The sequence below is a fragment of the Actinomyces johnsonii genome (assembly GCF_006546835.1).
Taxonomy (GTDB): Bacteria; Actinomycetota; Actinomycetes; order Actinomycetales; family Actinomycetaceae; genus Actinomyces; species Actinomyces johnsonii.
This window is the reverse complement of record NZ_VICB01000019.1, coordinates 19,569-44,472: the sequence shown is the minus strand read 5'-3', so window position 1 is coordinate 44,472 and position 24,904 is coordinate 19,569. Positions and strand designations below refer to the sequence as shown.

The 24,904-nt window shown below is 62.6% G+C and carries 26 protein-coding genes and 1 tRNA gene; 20 read left to right on the top strand and 7 right to left on the bottom strand.

Translation table 11 applies throughout. The annotated features are described in order from the left end of the window. Positions 1–172: 172 nt before the first annotated feature. From FK256_RS10955 to FK256_RS14690, 17 genes are all read left to right on the top strand, one after another. The gene (locus FK256_RS10955; RefSeq protein WP_141424790.1) at positions 173–958 is read left to right on the top strand and encodes a hypothetical protein; all 786 of its coding nucleotides are present in this window, start codon (positions 173–175) and stop codon (positions 956–958) included. Next, positions 955–1,674 carry a Flp pilus assembly protein CpaB gene (gene cpaB / locus FK256_RS10950; protein ID WP_141424789.1) on the top strand — a complete coding sequence of 240 codons (720 nt, stop codon included), beginning with the start codon at positions 955–957 and terminating at the stop codon, positions 1,672–1,674. Before FK256_RS10955 ends, cpaB begins: the two co-directional genes overlap by 4 nt. Continuing rightward, the gene (locus FK256_RS10945; protein WP_141424788.1) at positions 1,674–3,212 is read left to right on the top strand and encodes a CpaE/TadZ family protein; all 1,539 of its coding nucleotides are present in this window, start codon (positions 1,674–1,676) and stop codon (positions 3,210–3,212) included. Before cpaB ends, FK256_RS10945 begins: the two co-directional genes overlap by 1 nt. Then, entirely contained in the window at positions 3,212–3,628 is a 417-nt protein-coding gene (locus tag FK256_RS10940; protein WP_141424787.1) for a TadE/TadG family type IV pilus assembly protein, read from the top strand. Before FK256_RS10945 ends, FK256_RS10940 begins: the two co-directional genes overlap by 1 nt. Before the next feature lie 73 nt (positions 3,629–3,701). Further along, positions 3,702–4,937 (top strand): TadA family conjugal transfer-associated ATPase, encoded by a 1,236-nt coding sequence (locus FK256_RS10935; protein WP_244936386.1) that lies wholly within the window; start codon positions 3,702–3,704, stop codon positions 4,935–4,937. A 68-nt stretch (positions 4,938–5,005) separates the two neighbouring features. Beyond that, complete coding sequence (locus FK256_RS10930; protein ID WP_244936385.1) at positions 5,006–5,860, top strand: type II secretion system F family protein; 855 nt, start codon at positions 5,006–5,008, stop codon at positions 5,858–5,860. A 1-nt stretch (position 5,861) separates the two neighbouring features. Further along, complete coding sequence (locus tag FK256_RS10925; protein WP_141424784.1) at positions 5,862–6,752, top strand: type II secretion system F family protein; 891 nt, start codon at positions 5,862–5,864, stop codon at positions 6,750–6,752. Next, positions 6,742–7,992, top strand: a complete 1,251-nt coding sequence (locus FK256_RS10920; protein WP_211343568.1) for a sensor histidine kinase — start codon at positions 6,742–6,744, stop codon at positions 7,990–7,992. Before FK256_RS10925 ends, FK256_RS10920 begins: the two co-directional genes overlap by 11 nt. Continuing rightward, positions 7,989–8,618 (top strand): response regulator transcription factor, encoded by a 630-nt coding sequence (locus tag FK256_RS10915; RefSeq protein WP_141424782.1) that lies wholly within the window; start codon positions 7,989–7,991, stop codon positions 8,616–8,618. Before FK256_RS10920 ends, FK256_RS10915 begins: the two co-directional genes overlap by 4 nt. A gap of 113 nt (positions 8,619–8,731) precedes the next feature. Beyond that, on the top strand, positions 8,732–8,947 hold the full coding sequence (locus tag FK256_RS10910) for a Flp family type IVb pilin (protein ID WP_141424781.1): 216 nt from the start codon (positions 8,732–8,734) through the stop codon (positions 8,945–8,947). A gap of 334 nt (positions 8,948–9,281) precedes the next feature. After that, entirely contained in the window at positions 9,282–10,760 is a 1,479-nt protein-coding gene (locus FK256_RS10905; protein WP_425321592.1) for an OmpA family protein, read from the top strand. 9 nt (positions 10,761–10,769) lie between these two features. Further along, entirely contained in the window at positions 10,770–11,450 is a 681-nt protein-coding gene (locus FK256_RS10900; protein WP_141424780.1) for a pilus assembly protein TadG-related protein, read from the top strand. 247 nt (positions 11,451–11,697) lie between these two features. Further along, positions 11,698–12,474 (top strand): transposase family protein, encoded by a 777-nt coding sequence (locus tag FK256_RS10895; protein WP_244936383.1) that lies wholly within the window; start codon positions 11,698–11,700, stop codon positions 12,472–12,474. Between the two features lie 368 nt (positions 12,475–12,842). After that, entirely contained in the window at positions 12,843–13,919 is a 1,077-nt protein-coding gene (locus FK256_RS10890; protein WP_141424779.1) for a hypothetical protein, read from the top strand. 43 nt (positions 13,920–13,962) lie between these two features. Continuing rightward, positions 13,963–14,592, top strand: coding sequence for a hypothetical protein (locus tag FK256_RS10885; RefSeq protein WP_244936382.1), 630 nt, complete (start codon positions 13,963–13,965; stop codon positions 14,590–14,592). A gap of 92 nt (positions 14,593–14,684) precedes the next feature. Next, on the top strand, positions 14,685–15,197 hold the full coding sequence (locus FK256_RS10880) for a hypothetical protein (protein ID WP_211343573.1): 513 nt from the start codon (positions 14,685–14,687) through the stop codon (positions 15,195–15,197). Positions 15,198–15,421: 224 nt separating this feature from the next. Then, positions 15,422–15,712 carry a hypothetical protein gene (locus tag FK256_RS14690; RefSeq protein ID WP_244936380.1) on the top strand — a complete coding sequence of 97 codons (291 nt, stop codon included), beginning with the start codon at positions 15,422–15,424 and terminating at the stop codon, positions 15,710–15,712. A 25-nt stretch (positions 15,713–15,737) separates the two neighbouring features. On the opposite strand, the gene FK256_RS10870 is transcribed toward FK256_RS14690, so the two are convergent. Further along, entirely contained in the window at positions 15,738–16,265 is a 528-nt protein-coding gene (locus FK256_RS10870; protein ID WP_244936379.1) for an OmpA family protein, read from the bottom strand. A 155-nt stretch (positions 16,266–16,420) separates the two neighbouring features. Beyond that, positions 16,421–16,768, bottom strand: coding sequence for a hypothetical protein (locus tag FK256_RS14310; RefSeq protein ID WP_170197954.1), 348 nt, complete (start codon positions 16,766–16,768; stop codon positions 16,421–16,423). 796 nt (positions 16,769–17,564) lie between these two features. Between FK256_RS14310 and FK256_RS10860 the strand changes: the two genes are divergently transcribed. After that, positions 17,565–19,253 (top strand): OmpA family protein, encoded by a 1,689-nt coding sequence (locus tag FK256_RS10860; RefSeq protein WP_141424775.1) that lies wholly within the window; start codon positions 17,565–17,567, stop codon positions 19,251–19,253. A gap of 70 nt (positions 19,254–19,323) precedes the next feature. Here the strand turns inward: FK256_RS10860 and rplA are convergent, their stop codons facing one another. The 5 genes from rplA to FK256_RS10835 form a co-directional block, all read right to left on the bottom strand. Next, positions 19,324–20,013, bottom strand: coding sequence for a 50S ribosomal protein L1 (gene rplA / locus FK256_RS10855; protein ID WP_009233247.1), 690 nt, complete (start codon positions 20,011–20,013; stop codon positions 19,324–19,326). 97 nt (positions 20,014–20,110) lie between these two features. After that, complete coding sequence (gene rplK / locus FK256_RS10850) at positions 20,111–20,542, bottom strand: 50S ribosomal protein L11 (protein ID WP_009233246.1); 432 nt, start codon at positions 20,540–20,542, stop codon at positions 20,111–20,113. 259 nt (positions 20,543–20,801) lie between these two features. Continuing rightward, positions 20,802–21,695, bottom strand: a complete 894-nt coding sequence (gene nusG / locus FK256_RS10845; protein WP_141424774.1) for a transcription termination/antitermination protein NusG — start codon at positions 21,693–21,695, stop codon at positions 20,802–20,804. Positions 21,696–21,827: 132 nt separating this feature from the next. After that, positions 21,828–22,064: a preprotein translocase subunit SecE gene (gene secE / locus FK256_RS10840; protein WP_009233244.1), complete on the bottom strand. Its 237-nt coding sequence runs from the start codon at positions 22,062–22,064 to the stop codon at positions 21,828–21,830. A gap of 96 nt (positions 22,065–22,160) precedes the next feature. Further along, positions 22,161–22,233, bottom strand: a tRNA-Trp gene (locus FK256_RS10835). A 167-nt stretch (positions 22,234–22,400) separates the two neighbouring features. On the opposite strand from FK256_RS10835, the gene FK256_RS10830 reads away from it, so the two are divergent. Continuing rightward, positions 22,401–23,615 carry a pyridoxal phosphate-dependent aminotransferase gene (locus FK256_RS10830; RefSeq protein WP_141424773.1) on the top strand — a complete coding sequence of 405 codons (1,215 nt, stop codon included), beginning with the start codon at positions 22,401–22,403 and terminating at the stop codon, positions 23,613–23,615. A 151-nt stretch (positions 23,616–23,766) separates the two neighbouring features. Continuing rightward, positions 23,767–24,873 (top strand): variant leucine-rich repeat-containing protein, encoded by a 1,107-nt coding sequence (locus tag FK256_RS14685; RefSeq protein ID WP_244936377.1) that lies wholly within the window; start codon positions 23,767–23,769, stop codon positions 24,871–24,873. Positions 24,874–24,904: the final 31 nt, after the last annotated feature.

Below are 24,904 nucleotides of genomic sequence, written 5' to 3'. Positions count from 1 at the left end.
AGAATCATAAGTAATACTTCATAATACTTCATGTCACACCACCTAATCGTTGCCGTTTCGTAACTTTCTGGCCCAGCGACGACCACCGCTCAGAACCATGCCGCCTCCCCTTCCACCCACCCGATCCCATCGACTCCTCCCCTTGCAGAGTCACGACACCGTAAGGCCTCTCATGCTTGTACTCGCCGACTCCCGGCCCCGCCCGGACGCCACTAAGGACTGGGACATGGGGCAAGCCGTCACCATCCTCCAGCGGTCCGGTCAGGGACCAGCCCTACTGCTGTGCCGCACCGGGGAGGAGGAGCACGCCGCTCGCATGGTTCGGGGGATCCTCAAACGCAAGGACCTCGGCATCCTGGCTCTGAATGAACCAGAGACGCGTTTTCGCGCGCTGGCCTACTGCCTGCTGCAGCTTCACCCCCGGGCCTACGGTCAAGCGCAGACAGTGGTCAACGCGTTGCAGCCCGCATTACGCACAAGGGTCGCTCTCAGCTCGGTCAGCAGGCTCACCAGCCCTTCACCCACCATCGGGCAGCACCTGCAGTCGATGATGCCGGGTTCTTGTTTCACCCTCGACCTGGGTGAGGCGCAAAGCAGTGTCACCAAGGTCAAAGACGTGGTCTGGAACAAGCCGCCTCAGGGAGGCCTGGCGATCTGGGCCGCGGACGACGAGCAGAACCGAGTCACAGGCAGCCTGCCCTCTCTGGGGCTCCACCGAGAACCCCTGCTCCCCATGTCTCGCACCTGGCCGGCCAAGTCTTGGGCGGAAATGACCATGCTCATCACCGACCCCGGTCCTCTTGTGTCGCAGGCGCTTGCGCCCCTCACCCGGACCTTCTGCCCCTACTGCGGTCAACTGGCCGTCCCACAGGGATGTCTCCTGTGCGGCACATGGCCCAACGTATCCACACGGGCGCCCCGCGCTTCCGCCCCCCACCCAATCAAGGAGTCCCAATGAATCCGCGTCAACGGCGAGGCGTCCTACTCATCCTCGTCACAGCCCTCGGAGCAGTGGTCACCTTCGTGGCCATGTTCAGCTACGTCCAGTCGATCTCATCGCAAGTCGGCCCGATGACGACCGTCCTCAAACTGTCGCAGCAGGTGAACGAGCTCAAGGAGGTCACTGCGGCCGACGTGGTAACCGAACAGGTTCCCAAGCGGTGGGTTCCCGACGATGCCATCCATGACGTCAATGACCTCAAGGGCAAGGTGGCAGCGTCCACCTACAACAAGGGAGCGGTGCTGCAGACCAGCATGCTGCAGGACCCTCCACAGCTGGCGGAGGGATATCGCGAGGTGTCGATCATGATCGACGCCGAAACCGGCGTCGCCGGCAAGGTCACTCCGGGTTCCCGAGTCGACATCGTCTCAACGGTGGAGGACCCCAACACCAAGGGGCAGAAGGCCGAGATCATCATCCAGAACGCGCTCATCACCGAGGTCGGTGTGACCACGAAGGTCCAGGACAAGGACGAGAATGGGAACTTCTCCGAGGAGAAGGACAGCGTCCCGGTGACCTTCTCGCTGACACCCGAGCAGTCGCTCAAGCTCGCCTACGCCGAGAGCTTCTCTACGAAGGTCCGTCTCCTTCTGCGCCGGGACGGCGACCAGGGCAGCGCCCAAATCCCCGAGTACTCCGCCAACCCCGGAACTCCCGCCCAAGGAGCAAACTGATGCAGTACCTGATGACCGATCATGAGGAGACCCGCCAACAGGTGCTGGCGGCTATGGCCGAGGCTGAGGAACTTGGCGAAGTCCGTACTGTCGCATCGCCTGAGAAGCTGAGAGGGTTTCTGGAGCCGGACGTCGCATCGTGCATTCTGGTCGACGAGGCGTTGGAGGGGCGCATCGCCCTGCCCACTGTTCAAGAACTCTCCCGCACCTACCCACTCATTCCCATTGTTCTGCTAAGCCGGACTCGCACCTCCGAAAGCGTTGTGGCGGCGATGGACGCCGGGGCACGGACCGTGCTGGGGCTACCTTTGTCGCTTGAGGAGATCACGAACCGCCTGCTCCCGGTCCTGGCGTGGTCGCGGGCGGTTCGCAGCGAAGCCTCGAGCCGGGAAGAGGTCACCGCTCGTCGCCAAGGCACGATTACTGCCGTCGTCGGTGCCAAGGGCGGCGTGGGCACCTCGACGGTCGCGCTCATGGCTGCCGCTCAGCTCGCTCAGGAAGCTCGCACCTGCCTGGTAGATCTCGACGTCCGCGGTGGTGATCTCGCCGCCATGACCGGGATCTCGGTGCGCCGGTCCATCGCCGACCTGGCCGACATCGCGGCGGAAGTCAGCGCCAGAGAGATCTCCGAGGTCATGTATCCCCTCCCCGGTGGGATCGCGCTCCTGCCCGCCCCGGAGCAGGGAGAGGCCGGTGAGATGCTGACGGAGTCGGCCACGCGGCAGATCCTCACCATGTTGCGATACCAGTTCGACCACGTGGTCCTGGACTGCGGCAACCGGCTTGACGACATCCTGGCCATGGCACTCGACTCCGCCGATCGAGCCCTCATCGTCGCAACCCCCGATGCGCCCGCTCTGCGCTCGGTACGCAGACTGAGCGACGCGCTCGACCGTCTCGATATCGCCCGTGGACGCCCCTTCGGACTGGTGGTCAACCTGACCAGCCGGCAACGTGAGATCCAGCCGGCCACCGCCGCGAAAATGACGGGAGTGGCGCTGACGGCCAGCATTCCCGATCTGACGACTCAGATCGAGATGGCCGTCAACTCCAATACCTTGCTGACATCGAAGGTTCCCGCCATGGCTAAAGCCACCCGGTCCATTGCCGGCGCCATCGTGGCTGGAACGGCGCCAAGCCCTGGCAGTGCTCCCGATCGGAGCATGGCGGACAGCTCGACCAAGGTCTCGCGACGAGGTCGCAAGCGTCGCCGCTCGGAGCGGGGCCAGATCACGGTGGAGTTCCCTGTGGTCTTCGCCTTGGCCACCGTCGTGATTCTGATGTGCATCCAAGCACTCAGCATCGGAGTCTCTTACATGTACGCCACACATGCCGCCAACGAGGCGGCTCACGCCTACGGCATCGGGAAGAGCCCGGGTCAGGTGCAGCAGGAGGTCACCAGTCGCCTGCCCAACAGCTATGCCGCACGCACCAAGGTGACACGCTCCGGCGCGGACAGGGTGACCGTCACGTTACCGGTCCTCTCCGTTGTCGATATGGATACGTCTGCAAGTGCCGGAATCGTCTGGGAGAAGTGATGAGTACTACGACCACAACCACAGCCGCCCGCTCTACCTGTCTCACCTCGTCCCCGAAGCGCCTGATCAACCGCCTACGTCACGATGAGCAAGGCGTCCTTGATATTGAACTCATTGGGTTCGTGCCGATTCTGGTCCTGGTCACCATGTTCCTCGTTCAGGGCTTCCTCGCCGTCTCCACGGTCACCTCCGTCAGCGCAGCCGCCCGAGACGGCGCTCGCGCGGCAATGCTGGGGCGTTCACCCGAGCAGGCAGCACACAAAGCCCTACCTGCCTGGGTACGGCTGGAGTCCGTGTCGGACGATTGCGGTTCCGGTCACTGTGTTCAGGTCACCGCTCGGGTTCCGATCGGCATCCCATCGATTACCAGTAAGCACATCACCGTGACACGCACGGCCTACTTCCCTGAGCGCTGAGATGGCACTACGAGATCGGGTCGCCCAGCCCCAAGGAGGAAAACGGCAGTCAACTGGCAGCCGAGAGGACCTAGTGGCCCTCTACCGAACCCGGCTGCTGGATGAGATCGACCTTGAAGAGGTCGCCGGGCTAGAGCTCGCCCAGCAGCGAGCCCGTCTGGAACGGGTGCTCTCACGACTTTTGTCCCTCGAGGGCCCTGTCATGTCGCCCCGCGAGCGGGCCTGGCTCGTCAAACGAGTGATCGACGACGCCGTTGGGCTAGGGGTGCTCGAACCCCTCATCGCAGATCATTCCGTCACCGAGATCATGGTCAACGGTGTGGAGGACGTCTTCATTGAGCGATCCGGACGGATCGAAAGAGTCCCCACTCGCTTCACATCCGAGGCCGAGCTGTATCAGCTCATTGACCGCATCGTCTCCTCGGTCAACCGCCGCGTGGACGAGTCCAGCCCCATGGTGGACGCACGTCTCCCCGGCGGAGAACGTGTCAATGTCATCATTCCGCCGCTGGCGCTCGACGGACCGACCATTACCATCCGACGGTTCCCTCAGCCCTTCCGTCTCTCCGATCTCGTCGCTCGAAACAGCTTGCCCCAGGAAGCCGCTAATCTCCTGGGCGCGCTGGTAGCCGCTCGGTTCAACATTCTCGTCTCCGGCGGGACCGGATCCGGAAAAACCACCTTCCTCAATGCACTGTCCGGGATGATCTCGGATCGAGAGCGGATCATCACTATTGAGGACGCCGCCGAGCTATCCCTGCAGCAGCCCCACGTGGTCCGTTTGGAGGCGCGTCCGGCCAATACCGAGGGCACAGGGCAGGTGACGATTCGGGATCTGGTGAGAAACTCACTGCGTATGCGCCCCGATCGCATCATCGTTGGCGAGGTCCGCGGCGGAGAGACACTCGACATGCTCCAGGCGATGAACACCGGTCACGAGGGCTCACTGACCACCGTGCACGCCAACTCCGCAACCGATGCGCTAAGCCGTCTGGAGACGCTGTCCTCCATGTCTGATGTCACGCTGCCGGTCGAGACCGTCAGAGATCAGATCAACGGCGCCATCGATGTCATTATCCAGCTGGAACGCGACTCCGCCGGCATAAGGCGGGTCAACACGATCGAGGCAGTGACCTCGCGACACCATGAGAACTATACGACCTCACTCATGATGCGATACGTCCACACCGTCCAGCGAGATCAGGGACGCTTCGAGTTCCATGGCATATCTCAGACCATGGCGGATCGGATTCACCAGCACGGACTAACACTCCCCAGAAATCTTCTCATCAAAGAGGTGGTACAATGAACAGCGCTTTCACGATCTATCTGTGTGGCGCGGTCACCATCATTATCGGAAGCGCCGCAGTCATCACCATGTCCGCCAACGCGGGGCGCACCACCGAGCTCGCGCAAGGCCTCGGAGCCACAGATATCGCCCAGGGAGTGGGGGCGGGGAGCAGTATTCTCGTCTTGATTCGCCATCTGCCCTTCAGTAAACCACTGAAGCGCAAGATGTCCGGCGCCGGGCTGAGCTGGGATATAGCCATCACCGAACTGGTTCTCATCACGGCAATCATCGCAACGTTCTTCCTGGCGCGCCCGTTAATCGGACAGATAGCCGGCAGCATCCTGGCGGCACTCATTCCCTTGGTGTTCTTCCGATGGTTGCGTCGCCGCACGGCTCAACGAGTGGAACGATTCATCGCCCAGCTCCCGGAGGTCTCCCGCATATTATCTAACGGCACATCCGCGGGAGTGTCCATAGAACGATCCCTCGCTCTGGCTGCGCAAGAGATGTCGGATCCGGCACGAGCCGAACTCAGCCGGGCCACATCACAGCTCGCGCTTGGATGGTCCTTGGACGGGACGCTCTCCGACCTCGCTCAACGGATGCCCTCACGCGAACTGAATGTCCTTGTACGTACGATCATCATCCAGTCCACAGCGGGAGGAGCATTGGCCGGCGCACTGCATGACATCGCCCTCGCCCTTGAGGACCGCAAGCAGTTGCACCGCGAAGTCCGGACCGCCATCATCGGTTCAGCCTTCAGCGCCTACCTGGTCCCAATCATCGGCCTCGTGGCCATCATCCTCATGAACATGATGAAACCGGGAGTCTTAGACGAAATGGCATCGTCATCCATCGGTCGAATCATCCTTGCCGTGTCACTCATCTGTTTTGGAATCGGAGCCCTGCTCATGAAGATCGTCTCCCGGGTGGAGGTGTAGCATGCCCGCAATAGTATATTCCGCCACAGCGGCATTCGTGGTACTCCTTGCCGCCTACGGAATCCACCTCATCAAGGATGACGGCACTAGCCAGCTTGGAATCGCCGCCAACGACGACATGAAGGTCGAACGAAAAAGCGGATTTGTCCTACTGGTTGACGCACTTGGCATCAGAACACAGCAGACTCTCCGCCGCCTCTATGGGCCACTCCACCGAAAAACACTCGATCGACACCTGAAAAATGCAGGTAACCCAGAAGGCCTCACCCTCGACCTATTCATCCAGAGGGAGGCGGGATTCATTTCCCTCAGCGTCCTTCTTGTAGCAGTGTTCACTCTGTTAGGCCACCCCATCTACGGATTAACATTTGGGACGGTATTCTCAGGATGGATGTACCTCTGGCTTTTTCAAACTATTCAGAAGCGACAGACAGCGATCGACCGAGACCTACCCGACTTCCTGGACATTCTTGCCATTACAGTACGTTCAGGAATGCCATTTCGTAGTTCACTAGAACGAGTTTGCAACCATTTCGATGGCCCCATTGCCGAGGAAATGCGCAAAACACTTCATGAGATGCGACTCGGAGTTTCTCGACGCGACGCCTTCACGTCTCTCAAGAAACGCTGCCGTTCCAACAATATCGACAACTTCGTCACCACACTCCTCCAGTCCGAAGAATTAGGAACCCCTATCGGCGACGCCCTTACGTCGATCGTCAAGGAGATTCGTCGCGAACGCGCCCAGCAGGTCCGCCGCGCTGCGGCTAAGGCACAGCCCAAGGTAGCACTCATCGCCACGACCACCATGGTTCCAGGCGCCATGATCCTCATGCTCGGAGGAATGGTGTTCGCCAATCAGGACACTATCGCGAAACTATTTGGCGGATGAAATGCAGGAAACTAATTCACAAGACTCTCAACCCCCATCAAGATTCATTCACCACCACGCCCTTTTTACCGCAGTGGCTCTGATCTGCGACATACGGCTTGGACTCATCCTGGCTTGCGAACTCGGAATCATTGCATCAAGCGCCGACAGAGGAGCTGTTGCGGTTCCCCTCCTGGGACTAAGCATCAACTGGGCAACTTTGAGAGTGTTCAATAAACACCCAGACCTCATTGTCGACAACTGGATTTACATATGCACTGACCTTGTCATTACTTGCGTCATCACCAGCACTCTTCCTGCAACATTCCCGGGAGGCCTTGCTCTTTCTCTTGCCTATCTTATCGCATCATCGGTACTCATCGGCCTTGTAAGCCAAGCCTTCTGGGCATCATTGTGGAGCGTCGGCGCCACCCTATCACTCGCACTCCTTAAGTTACATGACGCCTCAATTTCCACAGTTGTGGCCGCCACCATGGTTGCCGGAATCTTCTTTAGTGTTCTGCTCGGGAACCGACTGAACAGCCAGTTCATGGAAATCAGTTGCCTCTCCGCCGAAGCTGCATTCGCCCGAGCAGAAGAACGCGCCACCGCCGAGAGACTCACGATTGCCAGAGATTTGCACGACTCGCTCGCTAAGAGCGTCCACGGTATTCGCATGCTCGCCGAATCCCTGGAAAGCTCTCTCAGCGCTGAGAACCACCCAGAAACCCCACTCAGTCACACGCTTCTCGAGTCCGCGGACGAAGCGAGCAGGGAAGCCCGGCTCGTCCTTGACGGGCTGCGTTCCGGGGGCGGCGAGGATATTGTTGGCGCTCTTGTCGAGGAAGCCACCAGATGGGGAGCGCGCACAGGCATATCGATCTCCATCAATCACACCGACTCGAACGCACCTCTCCCCTGCTCGACCGAGGCGATGTGGCAGCTTCAGCGCATCCTGGGCGAGATCCTTGCCAATATTGAGAAACACGCCCATGCCACGTCAGTTGACCTCTCAATACTCCACGACGACAGCTGCTTCCGCCTCGACGTCCGCGATAACGGCATCGGTCTCGGAAAGGATGTCAAAGACCTCTACCGAGAGGGGCATTACGGACTGGCAGGTTTAAAGGAACGTTCTTTAACACTGAACGGCGCCTTCAGTATCGATTCGCTCTCCGAACTGACTGCGGGGACCCGTGTTCGACTTCGCGTCCCTATCGCATCGCTTCACACCACTACTAACAAGGAGAAGATAATATGAAAGTGATGGTCGTTGACGACAACGCTATTGTCCGCATCGGACTCCGCTCGGTACTCGACCATATTGATGCTGTGAATGAGGTCATCGAGGCGGAGGATGCGTTCTCCGCACTCGAGGCACACCACATACACTACCCCGACATCATCCTACTTGACGTTTCCATGCCTCCAGGGCGCAGCGGACTTGACATCCTCCCAGAACTGAGTACCGACGCCTCGGTCATTATGCTCACTTCAAATCGAGACCCCGGCACTATCCGCCAGGCGCTTGACACCGGCGCACGCGGCTATTTGGTTCATGGTCAGTTGGGTATCAATGAGGTGACCAGCGCCATTGAGACCTGCCGCAACGGAGGCCTGGTGCTCGGTAAGGAAGCCGCCGATGTCGTGCTCAATCCGTCGGCTCATAACGTTTCTAGTAACCCTTTGCGTGCGCGGGTCTCGGAAAGGGAGGCTGAGATCCTCGACCTGGCTGCGACCGGCATGTCTAACCACAGGATCGCCCAGCAACTTTTTCTGTCAGAGCGTACAGTTAAAAATTACCTCAACAGTTCCTACCCTAAACTGCACGTCCACAGCCGCGCTGAGGCGGTCGCCGTCTGGTTGTCGCCGCCCTCTGCTCAGTAGGCCGCAGGACAGGGCGTATGCCCCTATCGAGCGGGGCGATCATCCCCCTACCTTAAGAGTTGTCAACAACACCGGGCGCCAAGCACGGCGCCGATCACTCACGGAGGTTACCCATGAACAACAACGCACTTCTCCGCCTTCAGGTTCGTCTCCAGCAGGCCTGGATCAACCTTCGCAATGGAGAGCGCGGTCAGACAATGGTCGAGTACGCCGGCATTGCCCTCGTCGCGGCAGCGATTATTGGCCTTGTTATCGCCGCCGCAAACGGGTCTGGTATCGGAGACGCCGTCATCAAAAAGATCAAGGATGCTATCGAGAATTTGAAGTAATTCCATCATTTGCCTACCACCGCTTGTTTGTATGCAACAGAGTTTCCTCATCGGAGATGATCGTCTCTGATGAGGAAGTTCTGCATATTCTCGCCTAGGAGTTCTTGTGTCCTCTGTGTTCTTCCGTTCGCTCAGTGTCCCTTCGAGGGCGCTGCCTCGTCGGTCCTTTGTGGTCTTCTCGGTCCTGGCGGGACTCGGGCTGTCGGTGCTGGCGGGCTGCGACCTGCCGGGCGCGTCGAGAGGCAAGGGCTCGGCCCCGGCAAGCGGGTCAGCCTCAGCCAAGGGCACGGCCAAGGCCGGCAACACCGACTGGCAGAAGCTCGACGCCCACATCATGGGCCACAACGTGACCGTGGAGGTCTCCCCCGTCATCCGCAAGGACGAGAAGACCTCGATCATCGCGCTGAAGCTGACCCGCGCCAAGGACGACGCCTCCATCGACGACGTCAACGCCAACTCCCACAGCGGAAACAGCAACAAGCTCAATATCTCGAGTTACCTGGGAGTCCCGTCCATCTTCCGCCCCGGCACCGGGGCCTCCGGAGTCAAGCTCCTCGACCTGGGCTCCGGGCGCGTGTGGAGCGCCACCGACGGCAGCGGCGCCGACAACGACGGATTCCTGGAGGTCACCCCCGGCGAGAAGACCACCTCCTATCTGTCTTTCGGCAAGGTCGACACCGATACCGTCACCGTCCTGGTCCCCATGGCCGGCTTCACCACCGTCTCGGTCCTGGAAGCCGACGCCGCCAAAAAGACCGGCATCGACCTGAGCACCGCCCAAACCGTGATCGACCAATACCCACGCGCCGCCACCGAGCTCGCCGCCCCCGTCGCCATCGAGCGCTACACCCGCACCCTGGACGACTCCACCAGCACCCAGGCCGGCGGCAAGGACATCACCGTCACCCTAGCCAGCGATGTCACCTTCACCCCCGACTCTGCCGACCTCACCCCCGCCGCCGACACCCAGCTCCAGACCGTGGCCGGACAGCTCAAGCAGCACCCCGACGGCGGGACACTCACCATCGTGGGCCACACCGACGACATCCAGGACGACGCCTACAACCAGACCCTCTCCGACAAACGCGCCAACGCCGTCAAGGACCGGCTCCAGCAGCTCACCAGCCTCGACAAGTGGAAGACCAGTGTGTCCGGCAAGGGCGAGAGCCAGCCCAAGGTCAAAGACACCACCGACCAGGCCCGAGCCACCAACCGCCGCGTCGAGATCACCCTCACCCCCATCGGCGGCGCCACCCCCAAAGACAGCAATACCACCACCACCCCCAGCAATGGCAGCGGCAAGCTGCCGGACCCACAGGGCCCCGTCGCCAAGGGCTCCGAGGGCGTCACCCTCACTTCCAAGAGCAGCAGCACCAGCGGAGAGGTCACCATCAGCCTCGACTACGTCACGCGAACCGGCGGTTACCTCCTGGGTACCGTCATCTGCACCGTCAAAGACGGCTCCACCGGCGCACCATTGCACCCCCTCCTCCAGGACTCCCAGACATTCCTGGCCAACCAACGATCCGAGGACGGCGGAGCCCTACCAACCTTCCTCGCCAGCGACGGCCTGACCCTCATCGCCGGAGGCGAACGCATCTTCCCTGCCGACTACCTCGACGCCTACGCCGAGCAGCACCTCCCCCTGACCGAACTACGCCTCCTCGACCACCTCAAAGCCGGCACCACCACCATCTGCGTCACCTGGCCCGACCCCGGCGGCGACACCATCATCCTCGACCACCTCGAAGGCAAGTACTCCCTCAAAGACACCGCCTACCGCCTCACCGACATCCCCATCAAGAACAGCTGAGGAACCACTATGTCTCAAACACCACGCAAACACATCCGGCTTTCTCAAACGGTGTCTAACGAACGTGGCAGTATCCTCCCCTACGTCAGCGTAGCCGCTGCACTTGTGGCATTTGTGGCGCTGGGCCTCATGACCGGCTTGGGGGATGCGATCCTCCACCGTCGCGATGCAAGCAACGCGGCAGATGCGGCTGCCTTGGCCGCCGCACGGGCCTGGGCTGGCTCCATCGAGTCGACCTACGGAAACGCCGTGGACGCCACCAGCGAGGACGGTCTCTGGAGTAATGCCGGCAGGGGACTCGGCACCTTCGCCGGTCCGGGAGCTAAGCGAGCGGCGGAACGCTACGCCTCACTGGACGGGGCAACACTCACAGCATACTCCGTGGACACGACCCAGGGAACTGTCACCGTGTCGGTCCGTACCAAGTCGGCCGTGACCGGCACAGACCAGCGACTCACTGCAACCTCAACCGCCAAGATCGTGCCTGAGGATGGAGCCTGCCTCAGCGACGGCCAAGTCGGTTTCGAGATCAATGGAACGTGTGTGACAAAACGCTCCCAGGCAAAGGCCCCTGTTCAGAAGAAGGACGCCAAGTCCGCCCCCAGTGCGAGCGCCACGCCGACACCCTTCAACGTGCCCGCCGGAATGAGCAGGAAGGCCAGAGTCTCCACTCGTCTAGTCAGCACCTGACCCGTGATTTAGAAGTAACCTCAACACGGTCAAGCAAACACAAATACGCTAATTAGTTAGACAGCCTCGACCCCGTCTCCTCATTAGCCACCTGCTATAAAGCTTGTCTTTCCTGCCCCTAGGCATCGACACCCTGAGGCTTATTCATAGGGGTGTTTAAAGGGGGTGTGTCGCTGAGTAAGGTGGCGGCTTGTTCTTGAGAGAGTTTTGGTGTCTAAGCCAACTCAACCAAGAACAAACCGCCGCCATGAATAGTAGCACGAGGATCACTCGCAGCGAGGTTATGGACCTGTGCGAGACCATTTTCGCCGAGAACCCCGACCTGCCGGCGTTCGGGGCCCGGGTGCTGGGGCTGTACCTGTGCGTGCGTCTGACACTGACATACCTGAGGCACAACCTACCCCAGGAGCAACTCGCCGAGCTCTACGGCGTCTCGCAGGCCACCGCCTCCCGAGTCATCACCGCCTACACACCCCTGATTGCCCGGGCTTTGGAAATCAGTGTGCCGACTGTGGAGGATCTGGATCCCACCGTGCAGCTGATCGTCGATGGCACCCTCCTTCAGTGCTGGTCCTGGGCCGAACACCCTGAGCTGTACTCCGGCAAGCACAGGACCACCGCACTGAACGTCCAGGTCGCCTGCACCCTCACGGGCCACCTGGCCTGGGTGTCCGACCCCCACGACGGAAGGGTCCATGACACCGAGGCCTTACGCCGCTGCGGACTGCTTGACGTGCCACCCGCCGACCTCCCGGAAGGGGCATCACCACCGCGGCATATCGGCGACAAGGGCTACATCGGGTTGGGCATGATCACCCCAAAGAAAAAACCCGCGAACCTACCGCTCCACCCTGATGACAAGGCCTACAACATCACCGTCAACCAGGTCCGCTACAAGATCGAAAGAGTCATCGCCAACATCAAGACCTGGAGAGTCCTGCACACCGGCTACAAAAGACCACTAGAAACCTTCAAGACAACCATCACAGCAGTCCTCGGAATCATATTCACCTACACCCTATGAATAAGCCTCTCTGTTCATGGTGATGCCAGACAGGACGCTCTGGATGCTTCGACCTACTCCACCCAGGGGTGCAGAATCCTCGCAGCGGGGCCCAGCTCCTCGGCGCACCGACGGATGGTATCCTAAACATACCGGATCAGCCGCGTCTCCAACGCCCGCCATCGTAGCCCTTTCACGCAGTTCCAACGAGTACCTCATTCAGCCCTATGGCAGTGGTCCTCACTTCGCATCATCTCCTCCGCCACCACCGAACGAACGATCCCGTATTGGCACCGGCACGCATCTGCCCGTAGAGTCTCGGACAGATAACGGTATCGACCCCGACAACACCGCTCCACACCTGTCGCCTCACCGAAAGGACGCACTCCGTGCGCCGCCGTTTTCACATTTCCCATCCGGTGTGGGCAGCCGTCCTCGCGCTGTTCGTCAGTACAGCGGTGAGCACCGCCCACCCGGTTGCGGCAGCCCCCGGCCCAGAAACGCGCCAAAGCATCAACACCACACGGTCACTGTCCAGCGGATACAGCGCGGAAGGTTCCGGAGCCAACCCGGTGACCGCGCAGGTCACCGGCGCACGGGCCAAACGAGCGACATCTCAGTGCTCCCACCAGCGCTCCTGCCCATCCCCCTCATCCTCGGAGGTCACCAAGCAGGCGGAGAACACGGGGGCCGGTCGGGTCAAGCACTCTCACCCTTCTGCGGCAGCTCCGCCCGATTCCACGGTCGAGTGGTCACCTAGCCGGCTGACAGTTGGCACGACGGCGTCGGGCAACGCCTCTGACAGCGCAGCAGCGTCCCAACCCTCGGCCACGTACCCGTTTCTGATAATCGGCGGCAACATCACGTACCGGAGAGCAACCTCCGCTGAGCCCGATGGAACCGGCGCCGTCAGCCACACGCTCTCCTACAAGGCCGACGTCCCGGTTCCAGAGCACAGTCAGGAAGTCGACTCGGCATGGAACAGCTTCGGTATCACCTCTCCCCCAGCGGGTCAGCGTGTCTGCCTGGGCAACGTTGTTCTCTCCTACGACACCGGCGGCGACCTCGACAAGATGACCTTCACCCATGTCACTGAGGGATCTGCTAACGGTGGCATCTCTGAAGTCTCTGCGGGCACGGCAGTCACCACGGTGGTCACCACAACACTTGACGTCTCAGCACTCAGCGGATCCGATCGTGATCTCGCCAACGACTACGCCACAACTGTCCTGATCTCGTCGGGTACCATCAACGTCCCCACGGCCTCTTTGTCCGTAGGTGATCCGCCGGGTTCCTCTGCCAGTGGCACATTCGCCGCAGTCCTTGCTGCCAAGGCGCGCACCACGCAGCTCATTGTCAACGGCACGGCGATTACTGATAACGGCGGCTTCGATGCCCTCTCCGACAGCTGGAGCACTGACAAGCTCACGAAGGACCGGAAGCAGCTGGCAAGTCAAACCCACTAGCCGGTTCCTCTTTGGACGCCTGACGACAACGCAAGGACAGCGCATGAAGACTCCTGTAATAGCTGCGGCGGCAACGATGGCCGTACTCGCCTTGTGTGCCTGCGGCCAGAGAGGAGCCTCAGACTCCAGCACCACCTCGGCCGCCGCACCCGCATCTCAGCCATCGGCGTCGAGCGGTTCGACCGTCACGTCGTCGGACGGTATGATGACGATTCTTCCTACCGGTAACCTCATGATCCAGGTACCTGGGGACGCCATCACCGGGGCCACCACCACGTACGACGACGGCATGCAACAGACCTACTACGACAGCAGGGGTGGCATCCCCCTCACAGTTGCCGTTGAGTACTACACCACCGGAACCAAACCAGCAGCAAGTGTCCTGGCCGCAGAACAGCAGGCACTAACCGCGCAGTCCATTCAGCCCACGGTGACTCCCATAGAGGTTCCAGGAGGAACCGGCGGGAACCGTCTGGACTGGCAGACCACGGCCATTCCGCCGTGGCTGCAGGACCGTAAGACCGCCGAGGTTCCCATCACGTGCGCGGGAATCATCGTTGACGGCCCCAGTGGGGAGAGCTACGGCATCTATGTCTTCGCCGATCCGAAGAATCAGGAGAGCCTTAACCGCATATCTTCCGTCCTCTCGTCTGTGACGGTGATTGTCTCATGAAGCGCCGTTTCCTCATAGCCGCCGGCGGTATCGCCTCATTGAGCGCGGTCGCGTCGTGCAGCAGATCACCAGAGAAAACACCCGTGTCAGGAATGACCTCGGTCGATGACGTGAAGCAGCCGCAAGCCCCGTCCAAGAGTCCACAAGATGCTCCCCAGGACTGGGTCAGTATTAACTTCTCCGGTATCTCTCTCAGTCTGCTGTCCTCCCTCAAGGGGCCCACTCGGCGCAGCGGGTGGCCCCCGTATGCCGTCTCCTACGACCTGCAGACCAGCGATACCAGCTTCGAGCAGCGGGTCCTGCTCTCCGGCATCGACGCGAGCACCACCGCCGACGGCATCAGGCAAACCGTCAATCTCACGAGCTCCTACCTCTTTGAGAACTACTCGGAGATTGGCCGGGTCTCCTGGGAGGCCAGCGGGGGCAAGCCCGCCACCGAGAGAGTCGCCTTCTACTGGGGCCCTGCAGCATCCTGGCTGGGGTGGACTTGGCTGCTTGCCTCGGATGTGGGGGTAGGCGTTGTCACCCTCCTGAGTACCACTCTGGACGATGGTCTTCGCAACGGCATTGAGAACTCTCTAACTTTGACGAGGCAGCAACAATGACCATCGGACGACGACGCGCACTTCTCACGGCTTCGACTGCTGGAGCCGCTACGATTCTTGCCGGCTGCTCGTCGAGTCAGTATCCAGGCCCAGACGGGGACTGGGACCGTCTTGACGACGGTGATCTGCTCCTCGCGGTACCCAAGGGCTGGGATCGGTCGGTGGCTCAGTCAAGTATCTGGGGTACCAAGTGGACTGATCCATCCGACAAGTCAGGCGTCCTCATGACAGCTCAGTCTGTCGAGGCAAAAGACGCCTACCAGGCTCTTAACCTCGCAATGAATGGCGCCCGAGCTGTCACCCGCGGGTACGAGCCCATTGGCTCGCGAACGGCCATTACCAACGGAACCATTATCCTGGCACAGCAGCAGTACCAGATCACCTGGCCCTACCAGAAGAAGGGGTCTCTCTGGGCCATTAGCCGGGATTCACAGATCTGCCTCGTGGACTTCGCAGGCGCGAAGATCACCGACAAGCAGATTGCCACCGTGGGTCAGTGGATCGAGTTGCGCTGACTGCCCGACCGAGATACGTTCCGCATCACCCCCAGCGCACGTCCACGTGACGATTGGCAGCCTTGCCGGCCTCGTTGACGCTGCCGTCCTCATTGGTCTCGGAGGCCACGGGCTCACTCTCGCCCTTGCCGGAGGACTGCACGTTCAGGGACGGCAGCTTGGAGGTCAGGTAGTCCGCCACGGCCTTGGCCCGCTGCTCGGAGAGCGTCTGGTTGTGGGCGTCGTCGGCCACGGAGTCGGTGTGCCCCACCACAGTGACCGTTGCCGGCGGCTTGCCGTTCCAGCGGGCGACGATCTCGTCGAGTACCTGCTTGGCGCGGTCGGTCAAGGTGGCCGAGTCGACGTCAAAGGTGACGTCACCGGATAACGAGGCCACGGTCGTCTTCCCGTCCGAGGAGTAGGTGACGGCACTGTCCGAGCTGCTCGATCGCGACACCGGGACGACGAGGCGATCCACTGCCTGAACCACCCGGGGGTTACCGGGCCCGGCGCTTCCCGGCTGTTTGACGATCGTCGTCGGATCGGCTGTGGCACTGTTGGCTGATGCCGCCACCGGACGGCCCGCCTGCGGTGCTGCAGGTGAGGCGGCAGCTCCAACGGCAACCAACCACGATGCGACACTCGCAGCGACGACAGCAGCAGCACGTGCCCCAGCCCGACGGCGATGCTCCACACCCATCGTCCGCGCTCCACAAAGCGTCTGCCACCTCATCGAGACACCGCCACATTGCTGAAGGATCCACCATTTGGAATGGTGACGGTGACACTCTTCGCATCCGCCGGAACACCGGTGAAGGTCGCCTGGAGCGCGAGTGTCTCGCCGGGTTTGACGAACTCGGCGAGCTCGCTGGAGCACAGGCAGCCCCCTTGGGAGTCATAGGAGACACGGTAGACGTTTGAGGAGGACGACTCGATAAGTGTCAGTCCGTCGGCGTTGCTCTTGCTCCCGCCCGGGCTCGCGCTCCCGCCGGCCTGAGGAATCGAGTCGTCTCCATCGGAGAATGTGTCACTGACCCACATGTCATTCTTCTTGTCATCATTCGTCACGGAGAACATGACAGTCACCGTTGTCCCCGTCCCGGATACGGAGTTCAGAGAGACAGTTCCAGGCTTGCCGTCAACACTCGTGGAATGTGACTCAATGACCGTCCCATTATTTCCACTACCGTTCGTACCGGAGGCGGATTTCGGAGCCGATGCTGACGTTGGAGCACCTGATCCTGTTGAAGTTTCCGATCCTGTCGAGTCCGACCTTTCGTCCTGGCAGGACGCCAGAGTCGCCGCCAGACCAATGGCACTCACAACGGCCAGGACTCTCGTAGAAATAGTCATCATGATGGGACCTCCATTGTTGGGTCTCAGACCACAGCGGCCCGAGGAATGCCAACACCTTATGCAGAAATCTTCATCCGAAAAATGGGGAGCCTCCCACGGGGAAATACCGTGTAGTATACGGATACACCCGGGGTACCCATGGGGAGCGGGGAATGCATGGGGACTCCCCGGGGAACGATGGGGAGTGCATGGGGAGCACCTCTTACTAGGACAATGACGTTCCGCAAGGACGAAACCACCTCGATCATGGCACTGAAACTGACCCGCGCCAAAGATGATGCCTTCCGTCGACGACATCAACACCAGCACCTACAGCCTCACCGACATCCTCATCAAGGGCCAAGGTCGTACGGTCCGGTTGGATCCTTCGGAGCCTTCCGACAACCGGAGCGTCATCGACATGCTCACTCGGAAGGAGATGGGTAGTAGTCCACAGGTAGTCGGATCACTATCGCAACGGGCTGCGCATGGTTAAAGTCTTAGGGACTCTCCCGATGATCTCGCCTAGGAGCTCCCAATGTCCCATCGATCCTCGCGCCTACTCAGCTGCTCGCCGGTGATTCCTCCTCGCCGATCCTTCCTCGCACTCTCAGTCTTGGCCGCTGCGGGCCTTCCCGTTCTTGCCGCGTGCGATGAGGATGCCGCCGTCTCTCCGTCAGCAGGTGCGTCCTCCGGCAGCGGCGACGCTAAGGGTAGCGGCACTGACTGGCAGGAGCTCGACGCCCATATCTCCGGACACCACGTCACGGTGCGGGTCTCCCCCGTCATCCGCAAGGACGAGTCCACCTCGATCATGGCCCTGGAGCTGACCCGAGCCGAGGACGACGCCTCCGTGGCAGACACATCCGTCAGCGTTTTCAACACGGGGGACAACAATCTCAGCCTCAGCAACTACCTGGGCCCGACATCGATATGGTGGGTCAGTGCCGGCGCCGCAGGGGTGCGCCTGCTGGATCTTGATCAGGGGCGGGTCTGGAACGCGACCGATGGCAGCGGGTCCTCCCTGAAGGTGGCCCCGGGAGAAAAGGCGACCTCCTATCTGTCCTTCGGCAAGGTCGACGCCGACACCGTCACCGTCCTCGTTCCCCAGACCGGCTTCACCACTGTTTCCGTGCTGGACAAGGACTCCGCTCAGAAGGCCGATATCGACCTCGCCAGCGCTCAGACCGAGCTGGACAAGCGTCCCGCCCCCGAACCGAAACTCGTTGAGCCCGCGGCGATCGAGCGCTACACGAGGACCCTGGACGGTTCCACGAGTACCCATACCGGCGATGAGGACGTCACCGTCACCCTGGCCAGCGATGTCACCTTCGCCTCGGACTCGGCCGAATTGGCTCCGGCGGCCGAGGCCCAGTTGCAGATCGTGGCCGGGCAGTTGAAGCAGTACCCCAACGGCGGAACGCTCACCATCGTGGGCCACACCGATGACATCCAGGACGACGCCTACAACCAAACTCTCTCAGAACAGCGCGCCAACGCCGTCAAAAGCAGGCTCGAACAACTCACCTCACTCGACAAGTGGAACCCCACCGCCACCGGCAAGGGCGAGAGCGAGCCCCGAGTCAACGACACCACCGACGAGGCCAGGGCCGCCAACCGAAGAGTCGAGATCACCCTCACCCCCACCGGCGGCACCACCAGTAAGAAGGACGGCTCAAGCGCGTCTCCTACTACCACTGCCGGCAGCGGAAGCGGCTCCCTACCCACCCCACAAGGCGCCGTCGCCAAGGGCAGTGAGGGCGTCACCCTGACGTCCAAAGGGACCGGCACCAGTGGCGAGGTCACCATCAGCATCGACCAGGTCACCCGCACCGGCGGCTTCCTCCTGGGAACCCTGACCTGCACCGTCAAATCCGGTTCCACCGGCGCCCCACTCACACCGTTACTCAGCGATCCGCAGACCGTTTTTGGCAACCAGCGCGATGAGAATCACGGTGTCATCGCCACCTTCGGCGCTGCCGACGGGCTGACCCTTATCACCGGCACCGAACGAGTCTTCCCCGCCGACTACCAGCAGACCGACATCAACGCCCACATCCCCCTCACCGAGCTGCACACCGGCGACGTGCTCAAGGGCGGAGCCGTCACCACCGTCTGCGTCGTCTGGCCCGATCCCGGCGGCGACACTGTGACAGTGGACCATCAGGGCAAGAGTAGCGACAGCAGCTACGCCTACCGCCTCACCGACATCCCCGTCAGCAGCTGAAACGCAAGCGACGGTGTCGGCCGCCTCCCATGTGGGAGGCGGCCGACACCGTCATGAAGGATGAAGAGCCTCAGGCCTTGGTGACGTCCAGCGGGATGCCGGGACCCATGGTGGTAGTCATGGTGGCCTTGAGGATGTAGCGGCCCTTCGAGGTCGAAGGCTTGAGGCGCAGGACCTCCTCCAGGGCGGCCTGGAAGTTCGTCTCCAGCTGCTCCTCGGAGAAGGAAACCTTGCCGATGATGAAGTGGAGGTTGGAGGCGCGGTCCACGCGGAACTCGATGCGGCCGCCCTTGATGTCGGAAACGGCCTTGGCCACGTCCATCGTCACGGTGCCGGTGCGAGGGTTGGGCATGAGGCCGCGGGGGCCCAGGACGCGACCCAGGCGGCCGACCTTACCCATGAGGTCGGGGGTGGCCACGGCGGCGTCGAAGTCCGTGTAGCCCTTGGCGACCTTCTCGATGAGCTCGTCGCCACCGACCTCGTCCGCGCCGGCGGCGAGGGCCTGCTCGGCCCGCTCGCCCTGGGCGAAGACGACGACGCGGGCGGTCTTACCGGTACCGTGCGGCAGGGACACGGTGCCACGGACCATCTGGTCCGCCTTGCGGGGGTCGACGCCCAGGCGGAAGACGACATCCACGGTGGCGTCGAACTTGGTAATGGAGGTGGACTTGGCCAGGTGAATGGCCTCGGCCGGGGTGTAGAGGACTCCGGACTGGATCTTCTCGGCCGCGGCGCGGTAGGCCTTGGAGCGCTTGGTCATCTGCTTCTCCTTGCAGTCGTGGTGTTCGGGCCGCGCGAGGCCCTTCCACGGTTTCGTATGGGGTTGAGTTGAGAGAGCCGGTAGGCCGGCGAGTGCCTCAGGCCTCGACGGTGATGCCCATGGAGCGGGCGGTGCCGGCGATGATCTTGGCGGCGGCCTCGACGTCGTTGGCGTTGAGGTCGGGCATCTTGGACTCGGCGATCTCACGCACCTGAGCCTGGGTCAGGGAGGCCACCTTCACGGTGTGGGGGGTGGCGGATCCCTTGGGGACGCCCGCGGCCTTCTTGATGAGCTCGGCGGCCGGCGGGGTCTTGGTGATGAAGGTGAAGGAGCGATCCTCGTAGACGGTGATCTCCACGGGGATGACGTTGCCGCGCTGCGACTCGGTCGCCGCGTTGTACGCCTTGCAGAACTCCATGATGTTGACGCCGTGGGCACCCAGGGCGGGGCCGATCGGCGGTGCGGGGTTGGCCTGGCCGGCCTGGATCTGGAGCTTGATCAGCCCGGCGACCTTCTTCTTAGGGGCCATAGGAATGGGTCCTTCTTACTTGTCCGGATGTGCTGCACGCCTGCCGTGCAGCGGTTGGGTGCGTACACACGCACAAGCGCTCATCGTAGCCCTCCGCGGAGCGGCCCAGGGCCCCCGGTGCGCGTTATCACATGACAACGGCCTGTGATACGTGGCTCCCGTCGACCGCCCGGGCGGTCGGCCCAGGCGACCAGTGGCCCGACGACGCAGAGTGCGCATCGTCGGGCCACGGCGGATGACGGGAATCTCGAGGTCGGTCTCAGATCTTGGCGACCTGGGTGAAGGAGAGCTCGGCCGGGGTGTCGCGGCCGAACAGGGAGATGAGCACCTGGAGCTTCTGGGTCTCGGGGTGGATCTCGGAGATCGTGGCCGGCAGGGACTCGAAGGGGCCGTCGGTGACGATGACGGACTCGCCGACCTCGAAGGCGACCTCGAAGACCTGACCCCCCGTGGCGATCTGGGTGCCGGCGCCAGACTCGGGAGCGGCGGTCTCGACGGCCGCGGTCTCCTTGGCGGCGATCTCCTCGGGCGTGGGGCCGAGCTGGGCGACAGCCTCCTCGAAGGTCAGCGGCACCGGGTTGTAGCGGTCTCCCACGAAGCCGGTGACGGCCGGAGTGTCCTTGATGGTGCGCCACACCTTGTCGGAGGTCTCCGGGTCATCCAGGTCCATGCGCACGAACACGTAGCCGGGGATGCGCACCCGGGAGACTTCCTTCTTCTTGTTGCCGTTCTTGATCTCGATGACCGTCTCCATGGGGACGGTGGCATCGAAGATGTAGTCCTCAACCTCGAAGTTCTCAGCGCGGGCCATGATGTCGGTGGCCACGCGGCGCTCGTAGCCGGAGTAGGTGTGCAGCACGTACCACTGCCCCGGAAGCACGGACATCTGGCGGCGGAACTCGGCCAGCGGGTCGACGACGGGCGCCTCCTGGGCAGGCTCGGCGGGCTCGGCCGGTTCTGCCGGCTCGGTGGGCTCAACGGCCTCGTCAGCCTCAACGGCGTCATCGGTCATTGCGGCAGCCGTCTCAGCGGCGGCGTCGGCTTCGACTGCCTCGACTACCTCGTCAGTCTCAGCCGGCTCGTCAACGGCGGCGAGCGCAGTGAGGCCCTCGGCGTCGTCGGGGGTGGTCTGCGAGGAGACGTCCTCAGACATGGTGTACCTGCTTTCCAGTGGCGTGAGACGAGCGGTTACGACGGGCTGCACGGACGGCAGCGGAGGTGAGAGAAGCGGCCAGGGACGGAACCGGCCACTCCCGACGAGGGCGCGGTCGCCGAAACCGCGAAATCAGGCGAAGAGCCACATGATGGCCCGGTTGAAGGCGAAGTCCAGCACCCCGGTGAAGGCCATGATGGCGACGATGAAGACGACAACCACCGTGAAGTAGGTCCACAGCTCGTTCATGGTGGGCCAGACCACCTTGCGCAGCTCGTCAATGACCTGGCGGATGAACAGGGCGATGCGCCCGAAGAAGCCGCGCTTCCTGTCCGGCTTGCCTGCCGCGGCGCGTGCGCTCTCGCTCATGAATCTGGGTCCTCAGGGTCGACGGTCAGGTCAGTTCCCGCACAGCGGGGAGAAGACGAAACCGACGGGATCTCCCGACAGATCCGCCGTTCTCAGCAGGGCAGGCGGGACTCGAACCCACAACCGCCGGTTTTGGAGACCGGTGCGCTACCAATTGCGCCACTGCCCTTCAGCGGTGCTCTAGTCTGCCACACGAGCAGACATTTGCGGTAACCACAGGCCGTGGGGTGCGCCACGCCGCCTCCGGCCGCATCACGAGAGTCCACGTGAGTGCGAATCGCCGGGCGGACGCGTTTTCGACGTGCAGGTTTCACGGCTCGTGGGACCATTGGTCGCGTGACACCTGCACCCGCACACCGCGTTTCCGCCCGCCTGTCCGCTATCGCCCCCTCCGCCACCCTGGCCGTCGACGCCAAGGCCAAGGCCCTCAAGGCCGCCGGCCGCCCAGTCATCGGCTTCGGCGCCGGCGAGCCCGACTTCCCCACCCCCGACTACATCGTCGAGGCTGCCGTCGCCGCCGCGAAGGACCCGGCCAACCACAAGTACTCCCCCGCCAAGGGTCTGCCGGTCCTGCGCGAAGCCATCGCCACCAAGACGCTGCGCGACTCCGGCTACGAGGTCTCCCCCGACGACATCCTGGTGACCAACGGCGGCAAGCAGGCCGTCTTCCAGGCCTTCGCAGCGCTCGTCGACCCCGGTGACGAGGTTCTGCTGCCCGCGCCCTACTGGACCACCTATCCCGAGGCCATCGCTTTGGCCGGGGGCACCACCGTGGAGGTCTTCGCCGGCGCCGACCAGGACTACAAGGTCGGCGTCGACCAGCTCGAGGCCGCCCGTACGGAGCGCACCAAGGTGCTGCTGCTGTGCTCGCCGTCGAACCCGACCGGCTCGGTCTACACGCCCGAGGAGCTGACCGCGATCGGCCAATGGGCGCTGGAGCAGGGCATCTGGGTCATCACCGACGAGATCTACGAGCACCTCCTCTACGACGGCGCCCAGGTCGCGCACATCGTCAAGCTGGTTCCCGAGCTGGCCGAGCAGACGATCGTCCTCAACGGTGTGGCCAAGACCTATGCCATGACCGGATGGCGCGTAGGCTGGATGCTCGCTCCGAGCGATGTCATCAAGGCCGCCACCAACTTCCAGTCCCACCTGACCTCCAACGTCGCCAACGTCTCGCAGCGCGCGGCGCTGGCGGCCGTGAGCGGGGACCTGTCCGCGGTCGAGCAGATGCGCGCCGCCTTCGATCGGCGCCGGCGCACCATGGTGAAGATGCTTTCGCAGATCGAAGGGTTGACTGTCCCCGTACCACGCGGCGCCTTCTACGCCTACCCCAGCATCGAGGGGCTGCTCGGGCGCACGCTGCGCGGCACTGAGATCGACAGCTCGGCCACGCTGGCCGCGCTCATCCTGGAGCACGCCGAGGTCGCCGTCGTTCCCGGTGAGGCCTTCGGGCCCTCCGGCTTCCTGCGGCTGTCCTACGCGCTGGGCGACGACGATCTGGCCGAGGGCGTGGGGCGGATCCAGACGCTCCTGGCAGAGGTCGAGTAGCAGAAGCACCATATTTTCCCGAGCCGGGCATGTTCCGCCGAGACCAACAGATTTTCTGTCGGGCACCGCGGAATATGCCCGGCTCGGCGTTTGATACCAATGTGGTTGCGGGCAGGCCTTCCGCGCACTTGCGAGATTTATCATTCAACTCGTGCCCGCTCACACTTTCGACGATGAACGTCGTGCCTCTGATCCCAATACCGAGCCCGAAGTGCTGGAGTACCTTGCCAAGGCCTTTCCCGACTTGCGGCCCACCATCGCCGCCAATCCCGCCGTCCCCGCAGTGCTGCGCGAGCAGATTCTCCAGATGGACACGGCCGACCCGCCTCATGTATCGCCCGCATCCCCGGTAAGCGCTCCGCCCCCAACCGAATCGAGAAGGCTCGCGACGGCGGAGACCGCGGCACTGCCCTCGGTCTCAACTGCCGCCTGCAGCGCCTCGCCGTACACCGCGCCCCCTGTGGGAACGACGTCGCAGACCGATCCGGCAACCATGACGCTGAGCACCTCCCCAACGGTGCCACCGGCGGCGATACCTCCGTTACCGGCTTCAGGGGGTGCGCTAGCGGCGATGGCCGCACCAGCACCATCCGGCGATCTACGCCGGTCTGGTCCCGACTCCCGCCCCAGGTCTCACACAGGACTGATTGCCGCCCTTGTCGTCATGCTGGTACTCGTGGTGGCTACGGCCGGGACCTTCGCAGGGATGCTGCTGGCCAACCGCGGGCGGTCGTTGGAGACGAAAGCCGACGCCGTCCCTTCCATCACCACCGAACCCACGACGACTGAGGGCACCTCGGCGGGGAAGGCAGCTCTGCCCAACACCGAGCCAGCCGCAGAGCCGAGCGCAGAATTCACCGCTGAGGACGCGCCAACACTCTCCGGAGTCCCGACACTTCCCCCGCAGGCTCAGACGTACTCCTACCAGTACGTGGATACCCCGTCGAAGAACATCTCCTGCGAACTCTATGAGGCGGGTGTCGCCTGCTCGATCCTGGAGCGGAGCTACGCCTCCTCCGGGATGCAGGACTGTTCTGAACGGGAGTTCTCCATCTCCGTGGACGCCGGCCGCCCCAGGCTCCGATGCGGCGAGAAATTTCTGGGACAACCGGGCGACACTTTCCACACGCTCCAGTATGGGCAGACCACGACGTTCTCCGACTACGCCTGCGCCTCGCAGGCCAAGGGGATGACCTGTTGGAACACGATCACCGGACGCGGATTCACCCTCTCCCGGGAGTCTCACGTCGAGTTCTGATCTCCTCGAGCCGGGCATGTTCCGCCGAGAC